This window comes from Streptomyces sp. V4I8 (assembly GCF_041261225.1).
GTDB lineage: Bacteria > Actinomycetota > Actinomycetes > Streptomycetales > Streptomycetaceae > Streptomyces.
The window spans coordinates 5,815,514-5,832,867 of record NZ_JBGCCN010000001.1; the positions used below are offsets into that span (position 1 = coordinate 5,815,514).

The 17,354-nt window shown below is 72.7% G+C and carries 16 protein-coding genes; 11 read left to right on the forward strand and 5 right to left on the reverse strand.

Translation table 11 applies throughout. The features are described from left to right. Positions 1-69: 69 nt before the first annotated feature. Positions 70-1,530 (forward strand): hypothetical protein, encoded by a 1,461-nt coding sequence (locus ABIE67_RS26480; RefSeq protein ID WP_370262143.1) that lies wholly within the window; start codon positions 70-72, stop codon positions 1,528-1,530. Positions 1,531-1,558: 28 nt separating this feature from the next. Here the strand turns inward: ABIE67_RS26480 and ABIE67_RS26485 are convergent, their stop codons facing one another. Then, complete coding sequence (locus ABIE67_RS26485; protein ID WP_370262145.1) at positions 1,559-2,893, reverse strand: PH domain-containing protein; 1,335 nt, start codon at positions 2,891-2,893, stop codon at positions 1,559-1,561. Continuing rightward, positions 2,890-3,408: a PH domain-containing protein gene (locus ABIE67_RS26490; RefSeq protein WP_370262147.1), complete on the reverse strand. Its 519-nt coding sequence runs from the start codon at positions 3,406-3,408 to the stop codon at positions 2,890-2,892. The genes ABIE67_RS26485 and ABIE67_RS26490 overlap by 4 nt, the downstream gene beginning before the upstream one ends. A gap of 31 nt (positions 3,409-3,439) precedes the next feature. Here ABIE67_RS26490 and ABIE67_RS26495 point away from each other — a divergent pair, with 31 nt between their 5' ends. Continuing rightward, entirely contained in the window at positions 3,440-4,591 is a 1,152-nt protein-coding gene (locus tag ABIE67_RS26495; RefSeq protein WP_370262149.1) for an NADH-quinone oxidoreductase subunit D, read from the forward strand. A 33-nt stretch (positions 4,592-4,624) separates the two neighbouring features. Here ABIE67_RS26495 and ABIE67_RS26500 read toward each other — a convergent pair whose 3' ends face one another. Further along, positions 4,625-5,635, reverse strand: a complete 1,011-nt coding sequence (locus ABIE67_RS26500; RefSeq protein WP_370262151.1) for an SAM-dependent methyltransferase — start codon at positions 5,633-5,635, stop codon at positions 4,625-4,627. A gap of 118 nt (positions 5,636-5,753) precedes the next feature. Here ABIE67_RS26500 and ABIE67_RS26505 point away from each other — a divergent pair, with 118 nt between their 5' ends. From ABIE67_RS26505 to ABIE67_RS26515, 3 genes are all read left to right on the forward strand, one after another. Next, complete coding sequence (locus tag ABIE67_RS26505) at positions 5,754-6,968, forward strand: sensor histidine kinase (protein WP_370262156.1); 1,215 nt, start codon at positions 5,754-5,756, stop codon at positions 6,966-6,968. 144 nt (positions 6,969-7,112) lie between these two features. Next, a complete protein-coding gene (locus ABIE67_RS26510) occupies positions 7,113-7,784 on the forward strand; it encodes a response regulator (RefSeq protein ID WP_370262159.1) in 672 nt (223 codons plus the stop codon). A gap of 48 nt (positions 7,785-7,832) precedes the next feature. After that, a complete protein-coding gene (locus ABIE67_RS26515; RefSeq protein ID WP_370262161.1) occupies positions 7,833-8,465 on the forward strand; it encodes an AAA family ATPase in 633 nt (210 codons plus the stop codon). Positions 8,466-8,468: 3 nt separating this feature from the next. Here ABIE67_RS26515 and ABIE67_RS26520 read toward each other — a convergent pair whose 3' ends face one another. Then, complete coding sequence (locus ABIE67_RS26520; RefSeq protein WP_370262163.1) at positions 8,469-9,575, reverse strand: DUF5937 family protein; 1,107 nt, start codon at positions 9,573-9,575, stop codon at positions 8,469-8,471. A 164-nt stretch (positions 9,576-9,739) separates the two neighbouring features. Here ABIE67_RS26520 and ABIE67_RS26525 point away from each other — a divergent pair, with 164 nt between their 5' ends. Continuing rightward, complete coding sequence (locus tag ABIE67_RS26525; RefSeq protein ID WP_370262165.1) at positions 9,740-9,955, forward strand: hypothetical protein; 216 nt, start codon at positions 9,740-9,742, stop codon at positions 9,953-9,955. A 1-nt stretch (position 9,956) separates the two neighbouring features. Here ABIE67_RS26525 and ABIE67_RS26530 read toward each other — a convergent pair whose 3' ends face one another. After that, complete coding sequence (locus ABIE67_RS26530) at positions 9,957-11,195, reverse strand: low specificity L-threonine aldolase (RefSeq protein ID WP_370262167.1); 1,239 nt, start codon at positions 11,193-11,195, stop codon at positions 9,957-9,959. 249 nt (positions 11,196-11,444) lie between these two features. Here ABIE67_RS26530 and ABIE67_RS26535 point away from each other — a divergent pair, with 249 nt between their 5' ends. The 5 genes from ABIE67_RS26535 to ABIE67_RS26555 are packed head-to-tail and all read left to right on the forward strand — an operon-like array spanning position 11,445 to position 16,849. Then, the gene (locus ABIE67_RS26535; RefSeq protein WP_370262171.1) at positions 11,445-12,374 is read left to right on the forward strand and encodes a Rossmann-like and DUF2520 domain-containing protein; all 930 of its coding nucleotides are present in this window, start codon (positions 11,445-11,447) and stop codon (positions 12,372-12,374) included. Next, positions 12,371-13,360 carry a pantoate--beta-alanine ligase gene (gene panC / locus ABIE67_RS26540; protein ID WP_370262173.1) on the forward strand — a complete coding sequence of 330 codons (990 nt, stop codon included), beginning with the start codon at positions 12,371-12,373 and terminating at the stop codon, positions 13,358-13,360. The genes ABIE67_RS26535 and panC overlap by 4 nt, the downstream gene beginning before the upstream one ends. Further along, positions 13,357-15,066 (forward strand): L-aspartate oxidase, encoded by a 1,710-nt coding sequence (locus tag ABIE67_RS26545; protein WP_370262175.1) that lies wholly within the window; start codon positions 13,357-13,359, stop codon positions 15,064-15,066. Before panC ends, ABIE67_RS26545 begins: the two co-directional genes overlap by 4 nt. A 5-nt stretch (positions 15,067-15,071) precedes the next feature. Then, positions 15,072-16,043 (forward strand): carboxylating nicotinate-nucleotide diphosphorylase, encoded by a 972-nt coding sequence (nadC, locus tag ABIE67_RS26550; protein WP_370262177.1) that lies wholly within the window; start codon positions 15,072-15,074, stop codon positions 16,041-16,043. 8 nt (positions 16,044-16,051) lie between these two features. Continuing rightward, positions 16,052-16,849, forward strand: coding sequence for a type III pantothenate kinase (locus ABIE67_RS26555; RefSeq protein ID WP_217207191.1), 798 nt, complete (start codon positions 16,052-16,054; stop codon positions 16,847-16,849). Positions 16,850-17,354: the final 505 nt, after the last annotated feature.

Below are 17,354 nucleotides of genomic sequence, written 5' to 3' on the forward strand. Positions count from 1 at the left end.
GACTCGGGATGGCTGTGTTTTTACGGGGCGGGGCGCCAAGATTCGCCTACGCGCGGTAAGTTTCTGGCCATGCCACGTGGACGTCACCGTCATTCCCCGCCCTTGCACAGGCTGCTGCCCCCGTCGGCGATCGCAGGCGTCTCCGTCGTCTGTGCCCTGGCGCCGTGGGTGTTCACCGAGCCCGTGGTGCTGCGCGGCCTTGCCGCGGCCGCCGCGGCGACGGCGGTCGCCGGCGCGGTCGTCATGCGCCGCTGGGACACGCAGGCGGGCAAGCGGGTCGCCGACCTCACGCGCGCGCGTGCGAGCGACGAGTGGCGGTACGAGGAGCGGGTCGCGGAGCTGGAGACCGACCTCGACGAGTCGCGCGAGCTGCGCCTGAAGCTGGAGCAGCGGCTGCGGGCCAAGCGGGCGGAGCTCGCCGGGCTGCGCAACGAGCATGCGGCGCTGCTGCGGCGGTACGCCACCGCGGAGACCGAGCGGGCGAGCGTCCTGGAGGAGCGCCGGGTTCTGGAGATAGAGGCGGCCATGCCCGCGCGCGCGTTGCCGCCGGTTCCGGTCGACGCTGCGGCTTCCGCTTCTGGTTCCGCTTCGGCTTCGGCTTCGGTGGTGGAGGCGGCGGCCGGGACGGCCGATGCGACCGAGGTCGCCGATGCCGCCGAGGAGACGTCCGTGGCTCCCGCGGTCTTCTCCCCGGAGGGGTCCCGGCTGTTCCTGCGGGCCAAGGAGGCGCTGGCACGCTTCGACGACGAGGCCCCGGTGGCGCCGGAGGGGGGCAGCGCTGCGGAGGACAGCGAGACCTCGAAGGCAACGAAGGAGCCGGAGGACTCGAAGGACTCGAAGGGCGCGAAGGACGAGTTCCCGAAGGACGAGCCGCCGAAGAACGACCCCCCGAATCACGATCCCCCGAAGGGCGACGGTCCCTCCGACGACGAGTCGGTGAAGGCCGATTCAGGCGTCACGGAGGTCCACGCCTCCGAGATCCACGCCTCCGGGGTCCACGCCTCCGAGGCTCACTCCACTGACGTCCGCGCCCCCGAGACGGTCGGCACCGGCGGCTCCGAGAAGGAACCCGCGCTGGAGGACGACGCCCAGGGGAAGCCCGAGGCGGTCGACGGGCACGAGCGCGCGGCCGCCATCACCCCGGCAGGCACGGTCGCCGCAGGCACGGCCGCCCCGTCCCCCGCCCAGCCCGCCCTGCCTCCGGCCCAGCAGCCGGCGGGCCACTTCATCGCGCCGACCACCGTGGCCGTCGTACCGGCGACGCCCGCACGCCGTCCGGCGATCCAGGGCGGCTTCGACTTCTTCGGCACGAAGCAGGGGGCCGCGCCCGCCGCGCTGGAGGCCGTCCAGAACGAGGACCTCGCCGACGTCGTGGGCCAGGAGGCCCTCGCCCTGCACAAGGCCGAGTCCGAGGCGGAGTTCAAGTCGGCGGACGAGGAGTCCCGGGGCATCGGCCAGGTCATCGATCTGACGGCTCACGACGAGACGGAACAGATCGATGTTCAGGGGTTGCGCAGCGCGGTTTCCTGACGGCAGACGACCAGCCGACGGTCACGGCTCACGCCATCCACCGGTCCGGCCGTGCGTCCCTGCGGCCCGTGCGTGACCTCTCCGCCTGCTCGTGAAGCAGCTGCGCCGCCTCCTGGGCGTCCCTCAGGCGGGCGGTCACCGTCTTGTTGGCCCCGGTGTCCAGGTGGACGTCGGCGACGCCCCACAGCCGCTTCCACGGCCCCTGAGCCAGCCGTACGCTCTGGACCTTCGCGTGCGGTACCAGCGCCAGGCTTCTGCGGAAGAGGCCGGTCCGGGCGGCGAAGACCGCGTCCGTGACGGAAAGGCCGTAGCCGCGCCACCACACCGGCATGCACCGGCCCGCCCGCCGCGGCGGACGCGACAGGGAGGCGCGCGGGGGGACGGTCGCGCCGGGCAGCACGCGCGCGACGACCGATTCGGCGATCTCGCGCGGGGCGACCGGCAGCAGGACCGAGTTGGCCGAGCCCGCCACATCCAGTTCCACCCGCACCCAGCCGCGCCGCCGCCACAGCAGCGGCTCGACGATGCGTACGGTCTGGACCCGGCCGGGCGGCACCGTCTCGTGCGCGCGGTCGAGCAGGCCGTGGTCGAGGCGCAGCCCGTCGGGGGAGTCGCCCACCGTCCAGTCGTACTCCGCGACGAACCGCCCCACACTGCTCGCCCCCGCCGCGCCGACCAGGGGCACCGCGGTGGCGAGGACCGTCCACGGGCTGTGCGTGGCCAGCCAGAGGATGGTCGGTACGACGACCGCGGCGGCCAGCGTTCCCCAGGTGGCACCGGTCAGGACGAGGGAGACGGCCAGGACGCCGGGCGGCACGCGCAGCAGCTGCTGGGCCGGCGCCTCGCCCACCTCGTGCGCCGTCTCGGGCGCGAAACCGGCGGCGCGCGCGAGGAGTTCCGCGCGGAGCGTCCGCGCCTCGTCCGCGCCCAGGAAGGCGAGTTCGTCCTTCTTGTCCGCGCCTATGACGTCGAGTTTGAGCTTCGAGACACCCGCCACGCGCGCGAGCAGCGGCTGGGTGATGTCGATGGCCTGGATGCGTTCCAGCCGGATGTGCGCGGTGCGCCGGAACACCAGTCCGGTGCGGATGCGCAGTTCGCTGTCGGTCACCGCGAAGTGCGTGAACCACCAGGTGAGGAAGCCGTACAGGGCGGCCGCGGGGACGAGCACGGCGAGTGCGAGCAGGAGCGTCGTGCTCGTCAGTCTCGTCAGCTGGCGTTGCGCCTGGTCGGGGTCGTGCACCGCCCACCCGATGAGCACGGCGACCGGCGCCCACGCCCGCCTCAGCGGCGTCACGGGGTGCAGCCGCCGTTCCGTCACGGGTCGCTTCTCGCGTACGGCGTCGTCGACGCCCGGTGTCGTCACAGCCCCGCCGACCGGGCCTCGCCCAGCTCGGTGAGCCGGTCGCGCAGCCGTTCCGCCTCCGCCGGGTCGAGGCCGGGGATCGTGGCGTCGGTCGCGGCGGCGGCCGTGTGCAGCTGCACGCTGGCCAGCCCGAAGTGCCGCTCGACGGGCCCCGACGTGACCTCGACCAGCTGCATCCGGCCGTACGGCACGACCGTCTCCTCGCGCCACAGCACGCCCCGGCTGATCAGCAGGTCGTCGGCGCGCTCGGCGTACCGCCACGACCGCCAGTTGCGGCCGAGCATCACCCAGCCCCAGGCCGTCAGTGCCAGCGGCAGCAGCGCGAAGGCGGCCCAGCCGGGGCCGGCGAGCAGGCCGAGCAGCAGGCCCAGCCCGACTGCCAGCAGTCCCAGCCACACCACGAGCAGCAGTCGGCGCATGCGGAGCAGACCGGGCGGCAGCCCGGTCCACCCCGGCTCGGCCGCCGCCTGATCGTCCCCCGCCGTCCTCGTGTTCTGTGGGCTCCCCGTCTCCATGAGGCCAGCGTACGTAGGAGAGACTGTGTCCATGACTCCTACGACGGAGACCATGGTCGGTATCGGCGGCGCCGCGGAGAGCACCGACATGGTGCTCAACATCGGGCCCCAGCACCCGTCCACGCACGGCGTGCTGCGCCTCAAGCTCGTCCTGGACGGCGAGCGCATCCAGCACGCGGAGCCGGTGATCGGCTATATGCACCGCGGCGCCGAGAAGCTCTTCGAGGCCCGTGACTACCGCCAGATCATCATGCTCGCCAACCGCCACGACTGGCTGTCGGCCTTCTCCAACGAGCTGGGTGTCGTCCTCGCCGTCGAGCGCATGCTCGGCATGGAGGTGCCCGAGCGGGCGGTGTGGACCCGGACGCTGCTCGCGGAGCTCAACCGGGTGCTCAACCACCTGATGTTCCTGGGGTCGTACCCGCTGGAGCTGGGCGGGATCACGCCGATCTTCTACGCCTTCACCGAGCGCGAGGAACTCCAGCACGTCATGGAGGAGGTCTCCGGCGGGCGTATGCACTACATGTTCAACCGGGTCGGCGGCCTGAAGGAGGACCTGCCGGCCGGGTGGGCCACGCGCGCGCGTGCCGCCGTCGCCGACGTGCGCTCCCGCATGGACCGGTTCGACGACCTGGTCCTCGGCAACGAGATCTTCCGCGGGCGCACCCGGGGCGTGGGCGCCCTCACGCCGGAGACCGTGCACGCGTACGGCGTGAGCGGGCCGATCGCGCGCGCCTCCGGCGTCGACTTCGACCTGCGCCGGGACGAGCCCTATCTCGCGTACGGCGAGCTCCGGGACGTCCTGAAGGTGGTGACCCGCGAGGAGGGCGACTGCCTCGCCCGGTTCGAGTGCCTGCTGGAGCAGACCCACAACGCCCTCGACCTCGCCGACGCCTGCCTGGACCGGCTCGCCGAGCTGCCGCCCGGGCCGATCAACCAGCGGCTCCCCAAGGTGCTGAAGGCGCCCGAGGGTCACACGTACGCGTGGACCGAGAACCCGCTCGGCATCAACGGTTACTACCTCGTCAGCAAGGGCGAGAAGACGCCGTACCGCCTGAAGCTGCGCTCGGCCTCGTACAACAACATCCAGGTGCTGGTCGAGCTGCTGCCGGGGACGCTGGTCGCGGACATGGTGGCGATCCTGGGGTCGATGTTCTTCGTGGTGGGGGACATCGACAAGTAGGGCGGGCCGGGCGATGGCGGGGGAACCTGGGCCCTACTCCGCCAGTACGTCGTCCGCCAGTACGTCCGGAATTCCAACCGGCTGCACCAGCCACCCGAAGTCTCCCAGCCCGCCCGTCGCGGTGAGCTCGGCGGCCTCGCCCGCGGTCGCGAGGGCTCGTACGTACTCGGCAGGGCGGGTCGAGGCCAGTTCGAGCGGGGGGCGTGCGCCCGTGATGCCCAGGGCGCCCAGGGCGGCGCGCTGGGACAGCAGGCGCGCCCCGGGCAGCGCGCACGCGTCCAGCGCCACATGCGCCGTGATGTCGCACGAGCCGTCCGGGACGGGAGCCGTCTCGCGGCCCTCGCGGAAGCCGGCGAGGGTGCCGAAGGGCGGCCGCGTCGGCGCCGTGTGCGCGTAGTCCACAGCGACCGCCAGGCCCAGATCGAGGGCCGCCACAGCGGTGGCCCAGGCCTCGGCCCGCGGCAGCCCGATCTCGGCCCGAGTGCCTTCCGTGGCACTGGACAGCGGCCACCACCGCGCGAGCCACTCCGCCTCCGCACCGCCGACCGGCTCCCCGAGGCGCTCGGTCCCGTCCCGCCGTACGAGCACCACGCGCGGTACGCCCGCGGCGTCCACCTCCGCGACCTCCACGGGGACGTTGTCCAGCCACTCATTGGCGAACAGCAGGCCCGTGATCCGGCGCGGTGGCTCGGGCAGCCACTCGATCCGGTGATCGAGGGTGTGCGGGCGGTCGGCGATCTCGACGGCGTACGCACGCGTGCGTGCCGCCACGTCGGCGGGCAGGGCGGCCAGTACGCCGGTGACCAGCTCGCCCCGCCCCGCAGCCATGTCGACGAAGTCGAGCGAGGCGGGCCGGCCCAACGCCTCGTCGACCCGGCACAGCAGCCGGGCCACGGCACCGGCGAAGAGAGGCGACGCGTGGACGGACGTACGGAAGTGGCCGCCCGGCCCCTCAGCTCGGCGATAGAAGCCGTCCGGGCCGTAGAGAGCGCCCTCCGCCGCCGCCCGCCACCCGCGCCACTCACCCGTCGCCTCTGCTGTCACCGGGCCAGGCTAAGCGCACAGTGGAAGGCGGCCTCCACCTTGGGGAGTACGTGCGGGGAGTGCGGATCGGCCCTCCGGTTGACCCCTGCACGCATCTCGCTTCCCTACGCTGGGTTACGTGCAGCGCCTCTATGACTTCCTCCGCAGGCACCCGACCGGGGTCGACAGCTTCTGGGCCGTCTTCCTGTTCGGGATCTCTGTGCTGACCGTGGCCGTTCAGGAGGAGGGCGGGCAGGACCTTCCGGGCATCCGCTCCGAGGCGGTCATCGTCCCGGTCGTCCTCCTGTTGTGCCTGGTGATCGCGTTGCGCCGGCGCATGCCGGAGAAGATGCTGCTGCTGGCCATCGGGGTGGGGCTGGCACAGCTGGTACTGGACGTGGCGACGACGGCCGCCAACTTCGCCTTCCTGGTGATCGTCTACACCGTGGCCGCGACCGGCGCCCGCTGGGCCTCCCGGCTCGCCCTGGCCGTCGGCCTGTGCGCGGCGCCCGTGGCGCAGTTGCGCTGGCCGGAGCAGGATTCCAGCGTCCTGGGCACAGTGGCCCTGATGATCTTCACGTCGGTGCCCTTCGCGCTCGCCTGGGTGCTCGGCGACTCGATCCGCACCCGCCGCGCCTACTACGAGCAGTTGGAGGAGCGCGCGACCCGGCTCGAAAAGGAGCGCGAGGCGCAGTCCAAGGTCGCGGTCGCCGCCGAACGCGCCCGGATCGCACGCGAACTGCACGATGTCGTCGCGCACAACGTCTCCGTGATGGTGGTGCAGGCCGACGGCGCCGCCTACGTCCTCGACACCGCCCCCGACCAGGCCAAGAAGGCTCTGGAGACCATCTCCTCCACCGGCCGCCAGGCTCTCGCCGAGATGCGCCGCCTGCTCGGGGTGCTGCGCACCGGCGAGCACCAGGAGGGCGGCGAGTACGTCCCGCAGCCCGACGTCGAGCAGATCGACGACCTCGTCCAGCAGTGCCGCACCTCCGGTCTGCCGGTCGACTTCAAGGTCGAGGGCACGCCGCGCCCGCTGCCCAGCGGCGTCGAGCTGACGGCGTACCGCATCGTGCAGGAGGCGCTCACCAACACCCGCAAGCACGGCGGGCCGAACGCGGGCGCCAGCGTGCGCCTGGTCTACTTCGACGACGGTCTCGGTCTGCTCGTCGAGGACGACGGCAAGGGCGCCCCGCACGAGCTGTACGAGGACGGCGGCGCCGACGGCGAGGGGCACGGCCTGATCGGGATGCGCGAGCGGGTCGGCATGGTCGGCGGCACCCTGGACGCGGGGCCGCGCCCGGGCGGAGGATTCCGCATCAGTGCGCTGCTGCCGCTCAAACCAGCACACTGACGCTTGCGCATGCCCTTGGTTGACACCTGTAACGGCGTGACAACCGGCATGACAGCCCGGCGTGGCAACCGGCATGACAACCGGCATGACAAACGGCGTGACAACGGCCTGTAGACGGATACCGAAGACACGGAAGAGGACCCGATGACGATCCGCGTGATGCTCGTCGACGACCAGGTGCTGCTGCGCACAGGGTTCCGGATGGTGCTCGCCGCCCAGCCGGACATGGAGGTCGTCGCGGAGGCGGGCGACGGCGTCGAGGCCCTCCAGGTGCTGCGCGAGACCCCCGTCGACGTCGTGCTGATGGACGTGCGCATGCCGAAGCTGGACGGTGTGGAGACCACCCGCCGCATCTGCTCGGAGCCCGACCCGCCCAAGGTGCTGATCCTGACCACCTTCGACCTCGACGAGTACGCCTTCTCCGGGTTGAAGGCGGGCGCCTCCGGCTTCATGCTCAAGGACGTGCCGCCCGGCGAACTCCTCGCGGCCATCCGCGCGGTGCACAGCGGCGACGCGGTGGTGGCCCCGTCGACGACCCGGCGCCTGCTGGACCGGTTCGCGCCCATGCTGCCCTCCACCGGCAAGGAGCCCCGGCACAAGGAGCTGGAGCGGCTCACCGACCGCGAGCGCGAGGTCATGGTGCTGGTCGCCCAGGGCCTGTCCAACGGGGAGATCGCGGCCCGGCTGGTCCTGTCCGAGGCGACGGTGAAGACCCACGTCGGCCGCATCCTGACCAAGCTGGGGCTGCGCGACCGGGTACAGGTGGTGGTCCTGGCGTACGAGACGGGTCTGGTGCGGGCCGGCGGGCACGGCTGAACCCGGGGTCGGCACGCGCGCGTGACCGGCGGCCACTAGGGTCTGCGCATGCTCCTGTGGATCAACGGCCCCTTCGGGGGCGGCAAGACACAGACCGCACACGAGATCCAGCGGCGCCTGCCGGGCAGCGTCATCTGCGATCCCGAACACCCCGGCTTCGGCCTGCGGCGCATGCTTCCGGCGGAGCTGCGTGCGGACTTCCAGGACCTGACGTCCTGGCGGCAGGGCGTCGTCGAGGTCCTCGACCTGGCCCTCGCCAAGCACGACGGTGTGGTGATCGCGCCCATGACGGTCACGAACTCCGACTACTACGCCGAGACGGTCGGGCGGCTGCGCGAACTCGGCCATGACGTACGGCACTTCACCCTCCTCGCCGAGCGCGAGACGGTCCTGAAACGGCTGCGGGAGCGCGGCTTCGGACATCTCGCACAGTTCGTCGCCGGAAAGAACGCCGGGCTGCGCCGGGAGAGCTGGGCCGTCCAGCAGCTCGACCACTGTCTGGAGCGGTTGAGCGAGCCGGAGTTCGCCGAGCATCTGTGGACCGACCACTCGACCGTGCCGAAGACCGCGGACCGGATCGCCGTCCTGGCCGGGCTGAAACTCCGGCCCAACAACGAGGGCACGCTGCGGACGCGGCTGCGGCAGGCGGGCGTCGGGATCAGGCACATCCGGTTCGACTGACGGTCACCTCAGGAGCGCTTCGAGGAAGTCGCTGCCGAGCCGCGCCACCGCGGTGACGTCCAGCTGGTACAGGACGTACCGCCCGCGGCGGCGGGTGGTGATCAGGCCCGCCTTCTTGAGGACGCTCAGGTGCCGGGATATCTCCGGGGCGGTCATGCCGTGGATCTGTACGAGCTCGCTCGTGGTGTACGTGCTGCGGGCGAGGTTGCGGCAGAGCTGCATCCGCACCGGGTGGGACAGGGCGGTCATCCTCAGGGTCAGCTGGTCGACCGACGGCGGCGCGACGAGCTCGGGGGAGCCGACCGGGTAGTGCAGCACCGGCTGCCAGCCGTGCCGATGCAGCACCATCAGATGCGGCCAGCCCAGGCTCGTCGGCACGAGCAGCAGGCTTCGGTCCTTGATCACGGTGTGGCCCTGGCGCAGCTTGTCGATGGTGATCCGGCCGGCGGCCTCGTCGACGCTCACCGCGGGGGACACCGCGGTCAGCGCCTCGGACAGCCCCTTGTGCCGCAGCAGGTCGGTCTTGTGGCGGGCGTCCGCCGTGAGCTGGTGACGCAGGCGGGACCAGGCGTCCGCGAAGAACATCTCGTCGCAGTCCTCCAGGAACCGCCGCAGCCAGGCCCGGATGCGCGGCGGATCCTCGAGCAGCCGCCGGCTGAACCGCAACTGCTGCGGCCCGCGCGCGGCGGCCAGCTCCAGAGCGCGTCGGCGCAGCTCCGGGTCGGCCAGCACGGCAGGTCCCTGCGTGGTGTACGGCAGCGCGCAGGTGAACTCCAGTGCCGCGTCCACGAACTGCTCGTCCGTCAGCTTGTCCAGCAGGTCCAGGTCCTCGGCGAGGGTGGCACCCGGGAGAGTGCTCCCGCCCGGTATGCCGGCGAAGGGCAGGAACAGGTCCGAGAACGTCGTCCGCCACAGGAAGTCGGCCTCGCACATCCGGTCGGCCAGGTGTGAGTCCAGCCGGGCCGTCACGCCCGTCACCCAGCCCTGCAGGCCCGGGTGGTGGCCCGGTTCCGACAGCGCGTGCAGCGCGGTGCCGAGCTCGGCCAGGGGAGAGGGCACGACGGCGAGCCTCTCCGGCCGCAGCCCCGCGATGTCGATGGTCACGCTCATGCCCTCATCGTGCACCTCGCCACTGACAACGCGGCCGTCGATTGACGGTCGCCGTCAATCGACGCGACGTGACGACCGCCCCCGGCACAGCCTGGGGCCACCGGGGCAGCCGCGGAGCCCTTTCCCCACGTCCTGTCTCCTACGTCCCGAGAAGGCGACCCGCCATGAGCAGCACGCAGCACCACCTCCTCGACCTCTACCGCGCCCAGCGGCTCGGCGAGCCCGCGCCGCCCGCGCCCGGCATCCACGACTGGCAGGTCGTGCGCGAGTGGCGTGACCACCGGCAGTTCCGCGCCGCCCTGGCGGAGCGTCCGGCGCATGGGCCGCTACGGCAGGCCCTGGCCCGGTGGCTGCGTCCGCGACCGCGTTCCACCTGCTGACCTACTTGCGGACCTCCCCGCTGACCTCCTCGGTCAGCCGGGCCACGAACTCCGCGACCGCCGTCCTCACGTCGTCGGCCGTCCACTCCAGGCCGGGGGCGCGCACAGAGACCTCGGTGCACGCCAGGCCCGGGCCCTTGGCGTCCCAGGGATAACCGAACAGGACGGTCTTCGTCTCCTCCGCGTGGCGGAGCGAGGCCTCCGTGAGCACGTCGGTGTCGTACGGCAGCCAGACCTGGAACTCGTTGGTGTGCGGCGGCTCGGGGTGGACCCGCGCCCAGGGCACCCCGGCCGCCGCGAAGCCGTCGCGCAGCGCGGCGGCCACCACGCGCGCGTGGGCCACGTACTCGGGCAGCCGAGGCAGCTCCCGCTCCAGTCCGGCGAGCGCCGACAGCGCGGTGGGGAACTGCTGGAAGAGCGTGCCGCCGTAGCGGTGCCGCCAGGTTCTCGCCTCGTCCACCAGCGTCCGGGGCCCGGCGAGTACCGCGCCGCCGAAGCCGTCGAGGGACTTGTAGAACGACACGTACACGCTGTCCGCCAGAGCCGCGATCTCCGCAGGCGGGCGGCCGAAGTGGACGGTGGACTCCCACAGGCGCGCGCCGTCGAAGTGCACCACCGCGTCGCGCTCCCGCGCCGCTTCGACGACCTCGGTGAGTTCCTCCCAGGAGGGCAGCACGAAACCGGCGTCCCTGAGGGGCAGTTCGAGCATCAGCGCCCCGAACGGCTCGTCGAAGTCACGTATCTCGTCGGCGGTCGGCAGCCGGGGCTCGCTCGTCACCTGGACCGGGCGCAGACCGCTGACCTGGCTGAAGGCGTCGCGTTCGTACATCTCGGGGTGGGCCAGTGCGTGCAGGGCGACGGTCGGGTTGCCGGTGCGGCCCGCCCAGCAGCGCAGGGCGACCTGCTGGGCCATGGTGCCCGTCGGGAAGAACGCGGCTGCCTCCTTGCCGAGCAGCCCTGCGACCTTCTCCTCCAGGGCGCCGACGATCCCGTCGCCGTAGAGGTCCGCCGGCTCGTCCAGGTCGTACAGATCCAGCGCACGCGCCTCGTCCAGCAGCGCGAGGCGCTCGCGGAGGGTGCCGAGGAAACCGGGGCGTGCGAGAACCCGTCGTGCGCCGCGATAGGCGGCGATGCGCCGCTCCCGGCGTCGCTTGCCTTGCTCGGCGTCCGACAAGGACTCGGACTCCTCCTCCTCGGACCGCTCGTGGTGTCGCCCGGTCTCTTCCGCCGTATCGCTCATGCGCGGGATCATGCCGTGCGCCCACGCGCGCGAGCATCTGCGTTTCCGGCCACCGCGTTTCCGGCCGCTGCCCGTCCGCTGCTTTTCCGGTCCGGCAGACAGTGGGAAGGCCGCGCCCGCCCTTCGTGCGCGCGGAGTGCGATGACCCACAGCCTGTGGACAACCGGACCCCCGTCGAACCGATCGCGTTAACATGACGAGAAATCGTCCGGTACCCAGAGCGGACTGGAACGGGAAGGCCGCCGTCGAGTGAGTACAAGCCAACAGCCAGATCCCAGGGACCGCCCCGCGCGGCTCACCGTCGGTGTCGTCGGCGCCGGCCGCGTGGGCCCGGCGCTCGCCGCGTCCCTCCAGCTCGCCGGACACCGCCCGGTGGCCGTCTCCGGGGTCTCCGACACCTCCCGGCGGCGGGCCGCGCAGATGCTCCCCGACGTGCCGCTCGTACCGCCCGCCGAGGTCCTCGCGCGTGCGGAACTGGTCCTGCTGACCGTCCCCGACGACACCTTGCCCGGGCTGGTCGAGGGCCTCGCCGACACCGGGGCCGTACGGCCGGGGCAGCTGCTGGTGCACACTTCCGGGCGATACGGCGCGAAGGTCCTGGACCCCGCGCTGCGCGCGGGCGCGCTGCCGCTGGCCCTGCACCCGGCGATGACCTTCACCGGCACGCCCGTGGACGTCCAGCGCCTGGCCGGCTGCTCCTTCGGCGTCACCGCGCCCGAGGAACTGCGGCTGGCCGCCGAGGCTCTTGTCATCGAGATGGGCGGCGAACCGGAGTGGGTCGCCGAGGACATGCGCCCGCTCTACCACGCGGCCCTCGCGCTGGGCGCCAACCACCTGGTCACGCTCGTCGCCCAGTCCATGGAGCTGCTGCGCGAGGCGGGTGTGGCGGCCCCCGACCGGATGCTCGGCCCGCTGCTCGGCGCCGCCCTCGACAACGCCCTGCGCTCCGGCGACGCCGCCCTGACCGGCCCCGTCGCGCGCGGGGACGCCGGCACCGTCGCCGCACACGTGACCGAGCTGCGGCGGCACGCCCCGCAGACCGTCGCCGGGTATCTCGCGATGGCGCGCGCGACCGCCGACCGGGCGCTCGCGCACGGGCTGCTGAAGCCGGAGCTCGCCGAGGACCTTCTCGGGGTACTCGCCCACGGGACCGACGGCGCCGAGGGAGAGGCCCGATGACCACCGTGCTGCGCACCGCCGACGAACTGCACGCACGCACGCGTGCCGGCCGCCGCGCCGTCGTGATGACCATGGGCGCCCTGCACGAGGGCCACGCCACCCTGATCCGCACCGCGCGCACCATCGCCGGACCGGACGGCGAGGTCGTCGTCACCGTCTTCGTGAACCCCTTGCAGTTCGGCAAGGGCGAGGACCTCGACCGCTACCCGCGCACCCTGGAGGCCGACCTCAAGATCGCCGAACAGGCGGGCGCGGACGCCGTGTTCGCCCCCTCGGTCGACGAGGTCTACCCGGGTGGCGAGCCCCAGGTCCGCATCAGCGCCGGACCCATGGGCGAGCGCCTGGAAGGCGGGTCCCGGCCCGGCCACTTCGACGGCATGCTCACCGTCGTCGCCAAGCTGCTCCACCTCACCCGCCCCGACGTCGCTCTGTACGGCCAGAAGGACGCCCAGCAGCTCGCCCTGATCCGCCGCATGGCGCGCGACCTGAACTTCGGCGTCGAGATCGTCGGCGTCCCGACCGTGCGCGAGGAGGACGGCCTCGCGCTGTCCAGCCGCAACCGCTACCTCGCGCCCAAGGAGCGCCGCACGGCACTCGCCCTGTCCCAGGCGCTCTTCGCCGGCCGTGACCGGCACGCGGCGCAGGAAGCGCTGCGCGCGCGGGCCCGCGAAGTGCCCGCCACGCGCGCGCGTGCGGAAGCGCTCAGCGCCATCGGGGAGTCCCGCGCGGCCGCCGACGCGCACGCCGTCGCCAAGGCGGTCCCCGGCGCACCGGCGGCCGTCCGCGCCGCCGCCCGCCTGGTCCTCGACGAGGCCGTCCGCCTGGACCCGCCGCTCGAACTGGACTACCTCGCGCTCGTCGACCCCTCCGACTTCACCGAGATCGGGGACGACTTCACCGGCGAGGCCGTCCTCGCCGTCGCCGCCCGGGTCGGGACGACCCGGCTGATCGACAACATCCCCCTCACCTTCGGAGCCGCCTCGTGACCAGCACAGGCATACGACTGCATGCGCCCGCGCCCGGGTGGTCCATCTCCGCGGACGTCGTGGTCGTCGGCTCCGGTGTCGCGGGTCTCACCGCGGCCCTGCGCTGCGAGGCCGCGGGCCTCAGGACGGTCGTCGTCACCAAGGCCCGCCTCGACGACGGCTCCACCCGCTGGGCCCAGGGCGGCATCGCCGCGGCCCTCGGCGAGGGCGACAGCCCCGAACAGCACCTCGACGACACCCTCGTCGCGGGTGTGGGCCTGTGCGACGAGGACGCGGTCCGCATCCTCGTCACCGAGGGCCCCGACGCCGTACGCCGCCTCATCGAGACCGGCGCCCACTTCGACGAGTCCGAGGAAGGCGGCCTGGAACTCACCCGCGAGGGCGGCCACCACCGCCGCCGCATCGCCCACGCGGGCGGCGACGCCACCGGCGCGGAGATCTCCCGCGCCCTCGTGGAGGCGGTACGCGCGCGTGGCCTGCGCACGATCGAGAACGCGCTCGTCCTCGACCTCCTGACGGACGCCGAGGGCCGTACGGCCGGCGTCACCCTGCACGTCATGGGCGAGGGCCAGCACGACGGCGTAGGGGCGGTCCATGCGCCCGCGGTGGTCCTCGCGACCGGCGGCATGGGCCAGGTCTTCTCCGCGACGACGAACCCGTCCGTGTCGACCGGCGACGGAGTCGCCCTCGCCCTGCGCTCGGGCGCCGAGGTGAGCGACCTGGAATTCGTCCAGTTCCACCCCACCGTCCTGTTCCTCGGCGCGGACGCGGAAGGCCAGCAGCCCCTGGTCTCCGAGGCCGTACGCGGCGAAGGCGCCCACCTGGTCGACGCCGACGGCGTCCGCTTCATGCTGGGCCAACACGAACTGGCCGAGCTCGCCCCCCGGGACATCGTCGCCAAGGGCATCATGCGCCGCATGCAGGAGCAGGACGCGGAGCACATGTTCCTCGACGCCCGCCACTTCGGCGCCGACATGTGGGAGCACCGCTTCCCGACGATCCTGGCCGCCTGCCGCGCCCACGGCATCGACCCGGTCACCGCCCCCATCCCGATCGCCCCCGCGGCCCACTACGCCTCCGGCGGCGTACGCACCGACTCCCACGGCCGTACGACCGTCCCCGGCCTGTACGCGTGCGGCGAGGTCGCCTGCACCGGCGTGCACGGCGCCAACCGCCTGGCCTCCAACTCACTCCTCGAAGGCCTGGTCTACGCCGAGCGCATCGTGGCGGACATCGCGGCCGCCCGGGCCGCCAACGGCCTCCACGCACGCGTGCCGCACCCGGTGCCGTACCCCGAGACCCCCGAGCACCCCCTGCTCGCACCCGAGGCCCGTTTCACCATCCAGCGGATCATGACCAACGGCGCCGGAGTCCTGCGCTCCGCGAATTCCCTCGCCACGGCCGCCGAACAGATCCAGAAGCTGCACACCGAGGCCCGGGACGCCCTCACCGAGAACGGCAAGACGGCCGAGCCGGGCGTCGACACCTGGGAGGCCACCAACCTCCTGTGCGTGGCCCGAGTCCTGGTGGCCGCCGCCCGGCAGCGCGAGGAGACCCGGGGCTGCCACTGGCGCGAGGACCGCCCCGACCGCGACGACACGACCTGGCGCCGCCACATCGTCGTACGCCTGAACCCCGACCGCACACTGGCCGTGCACACCACAGACACCGCGGACTTCCCCCCGACCCGGCCTCAGGAGCAGTGACAGAAGTGACCACCCCCGACCTTCCCCTCGCCTCGAGCGGCGGCTGCGGCGACGACTGCGCCTGCGGTGCCGGCGAGGAGTACCTGGAGTGCGGCCTCGACCCCGCGCTCGCCCAGCTCCTGGCCGACGCGGGCCTCGACCCGGTCGAGGTCGAGGACATCGCCAACGTGGCCATCCAGGAAGATCTCGCCCACGGCGTGGACGTGACGACGGTCGCGACGATCCCCGAGGACGCGACCGCCACCGCCGACTTCGTCGCACGCGAGGCGGGCGTCGTGGCGGGCCTCAGGGTCGCCGAAGCGGTGCTCTCGATCGTCTGCGAGGACGAGTTCGAGGTGGAGCGTCACGTGGAGGACGGCGACAAGGTGCGGGAGGGCCAGAAGCTCCTCTCCATCACCACCCGCACCCGCGACCTCCTCACCGCCGAGCGCAGCGCGCTGAACATCCTCTGCCGCCTCTCCGGCATCGCGACGGCCACGCGCGCGTGGGCTGACGTACTGGACGGCACGAAGGCGAGGGTCCGCGACACCCGCAAGACGACCCCGGGCCTGCGCGCGCTGGAGAAGTACGCGGTGCGCTGCGGAGGCGGAGTGAACCACCGCATGTCCCTCTCGGACGCCGCCCTGGTGAAGGACAACCACGTAGTGGCCGCGGGCGGCGTGGCCCAGGCCTTCAAGGCGGTCCGCGAAGCCTTCCCCGACCTCCCCATCGAGGTCGAGGTGGACACCCTCCACCAGCTCCGCGAGGTGGTGGACGCGGGCGCGGACCTGATCCTCCTGGACAACTTCACGCCGGGCGAGTGCGAGGAGGCGGTGGCGATCGTGCACGGCCGGGCAGCCCTCGAAGCCTCCGGTCGCCTGACCCTCGCCAACGCCAAGGCGTACGCGGACACCGGCGTCGACTACCTGGCCGTAGGGGCCCTCACCCACTCCTCGCCGATCCTGGACATCGGCCTGGACCTGCGAGCGGCGGAGTAGGAACGGGCATGCTCCTCACGATCGACGTAGGCAACACGCACACCGTCCTCGGCCTGTTCGACGGCGAGGACATCGTCGAGCACTGGCGCATCTCGACGGACGCCCGCCGCACCGCCGACGAACTGGCGGTCCTCCTCCAGGGCCTGATGGGCATGCACCCGCTCCTGGGCGACGAGCTGGGCGACGGCATCGACGGGATCGCCATCTGCGCGACGGTCCCCTCGGTCCTCCACGAACTCCGCGAGGTCACCCGCCGCTACTACGGCGACGTCCCCGCCGTCCTCGTCGAACCGGGCGTGAAGACGGGCGTCCCGATCCTCACGGACAACCCCAAGGAGGTCGGCGCCGACCGCATCATCAACGCGGTGGCGGCCGTCGACCTCTACGGCGGCCCGGCGATCGTCGTCGACTTCGGTACGGCGACCACGTTCGACGCGGTGAGCGCGCGCGGCGAGTACATCGGCGGTGTCATCGCCCCCGGCATCGAGATCTCCGTCGAGGCTCTCGGCGTCCGCGGCGCCCAGCTCCGCAAGATCGAGGTGGCCCGCCCGCGCAGCGTCATCGGCAAGAACACGGTCGAGGCCATGCAGTCCGGCATCATCTACGGCTTCGCGGGCCAGGTCGACGGCGTCGTCAACCGCATGGCCCGCGAACTCGCCGACGACCCCGACGAGGTCACGGTCATCGCCACGGGCGGCTTGGCGCCCATGGTCCTCGGCGAATCCTCGGTCATCGACGAACACGAGCCCTGGCTGACCCTGATCGGCCTCCGCCTGGTCTACGAACGCAACGTCTCCCGCATGTGACCCCCCCCCGGCCGACCCCGGACTTTCCTCGCCCCCGCCCGTCCCATCCCCAGGGGCTCCGCCCCTTCGACCCCGCCAGGGGGCTCCGCCCCCTGGACCCCTATCGGCCTGGACGGCCTCGTCCTCAAAAGCCGGACGGGCTGGAGGTGCCCGGACCGGCGTCGAAAAGTGGCCGCTGCCACCCGCGAGGCGAAGTCCCTGCCGGTGGGCGGGGGTGGGGACGGAGTCCCCCTCGGCCGAGGAGCTGGGGCGACGGCCTCACGAGCCCGCAGTCGCCCACGGCGGTGAGGGGCCGCGTCGGGGGTGCCCGCCGGCAGAGTCCGGTGTCAAGGGACGGCACTTCCTGGCAATAGGCGGCCCACCACCGGACCGAGGACGGACACCGCCCGACGCGGCCCCGACCCACAACGCACCCGCACGCGCTACGCGCACCCCCACCTCACCGCCACAGGCCGCCGCAGGCAACGGACCCCCACCCGAGTGGCTCCCCACGCCACACCCACCC

Coding starts and splice junctions, on each gene's coding strand:
- ABIE67_RS26480 (WP_370262143.1), top strand. CDS start 70: ATGCCACGTGGACGTCACCGTCATTCCCCGCCCTTGCACAGGCTGCTG.
- ABIE67_RS26490 (WP_370262147.1), bottom strand. CDS start 3,408: ATGGAGACGGGGAGCCCACAGAACACGAGGACGGCGGGGGACGATCAG.
- ABIE67_RS26495 (WP_370262149.1), top strand. CDS start 3,440: ATGACTCCTACGACGGAGACCATGGTCGGTATCGGCGGCGCCGCGGAG.
- ABIE67_RS26510 (WP_370262159.1), top strand. CDS start 7,113: ATGACGATCCGCGTGATGCTCGTCGACGACCAGGTGCTGCTGCGCACA.
- ABIE67_RS26515 (WP_370262161.1), top strand. CDS start 7,833: ATGCTCCTGTGGATCAACGGCCCCTTCGGGGGCGGCAAGACACAGACC.
- ABIE67_RS26520 (WP_370262163.1), bottom strand. CDS start 9,575: ATGAGCGTGACCATCGACATCGCGGGGCTGCGGCCGGAGAGGCTCGCC.
- ABIE67_RS26525 (WP_370262165.1), top strand. CDS start 9,740: ATGAGCAGCACGCAGCACCACCTCCTCGACCTCTACCGCGCCCAGCGG.
- ABIE67_RS26530 (WP_370262167.1), bottom strand. CDS start 11,195: ATGAGCGATACGGCGGAAGAGACCGGGCGACACCACGAGCGGTCCGAG.
- panC (WP_370262173.1), top strand. CDS start 12,371: ATGACCACCGTGCTGCGCACCGCCGACGAACTGCACGCACGCACGCGT.
- ABIE67_RS26555 (WP_217207191.1), top strand. CDS start 16,052: ATGCTCCTCACGATCGACGTAGGCAACACGCACACCGTCCTCGGCCTG.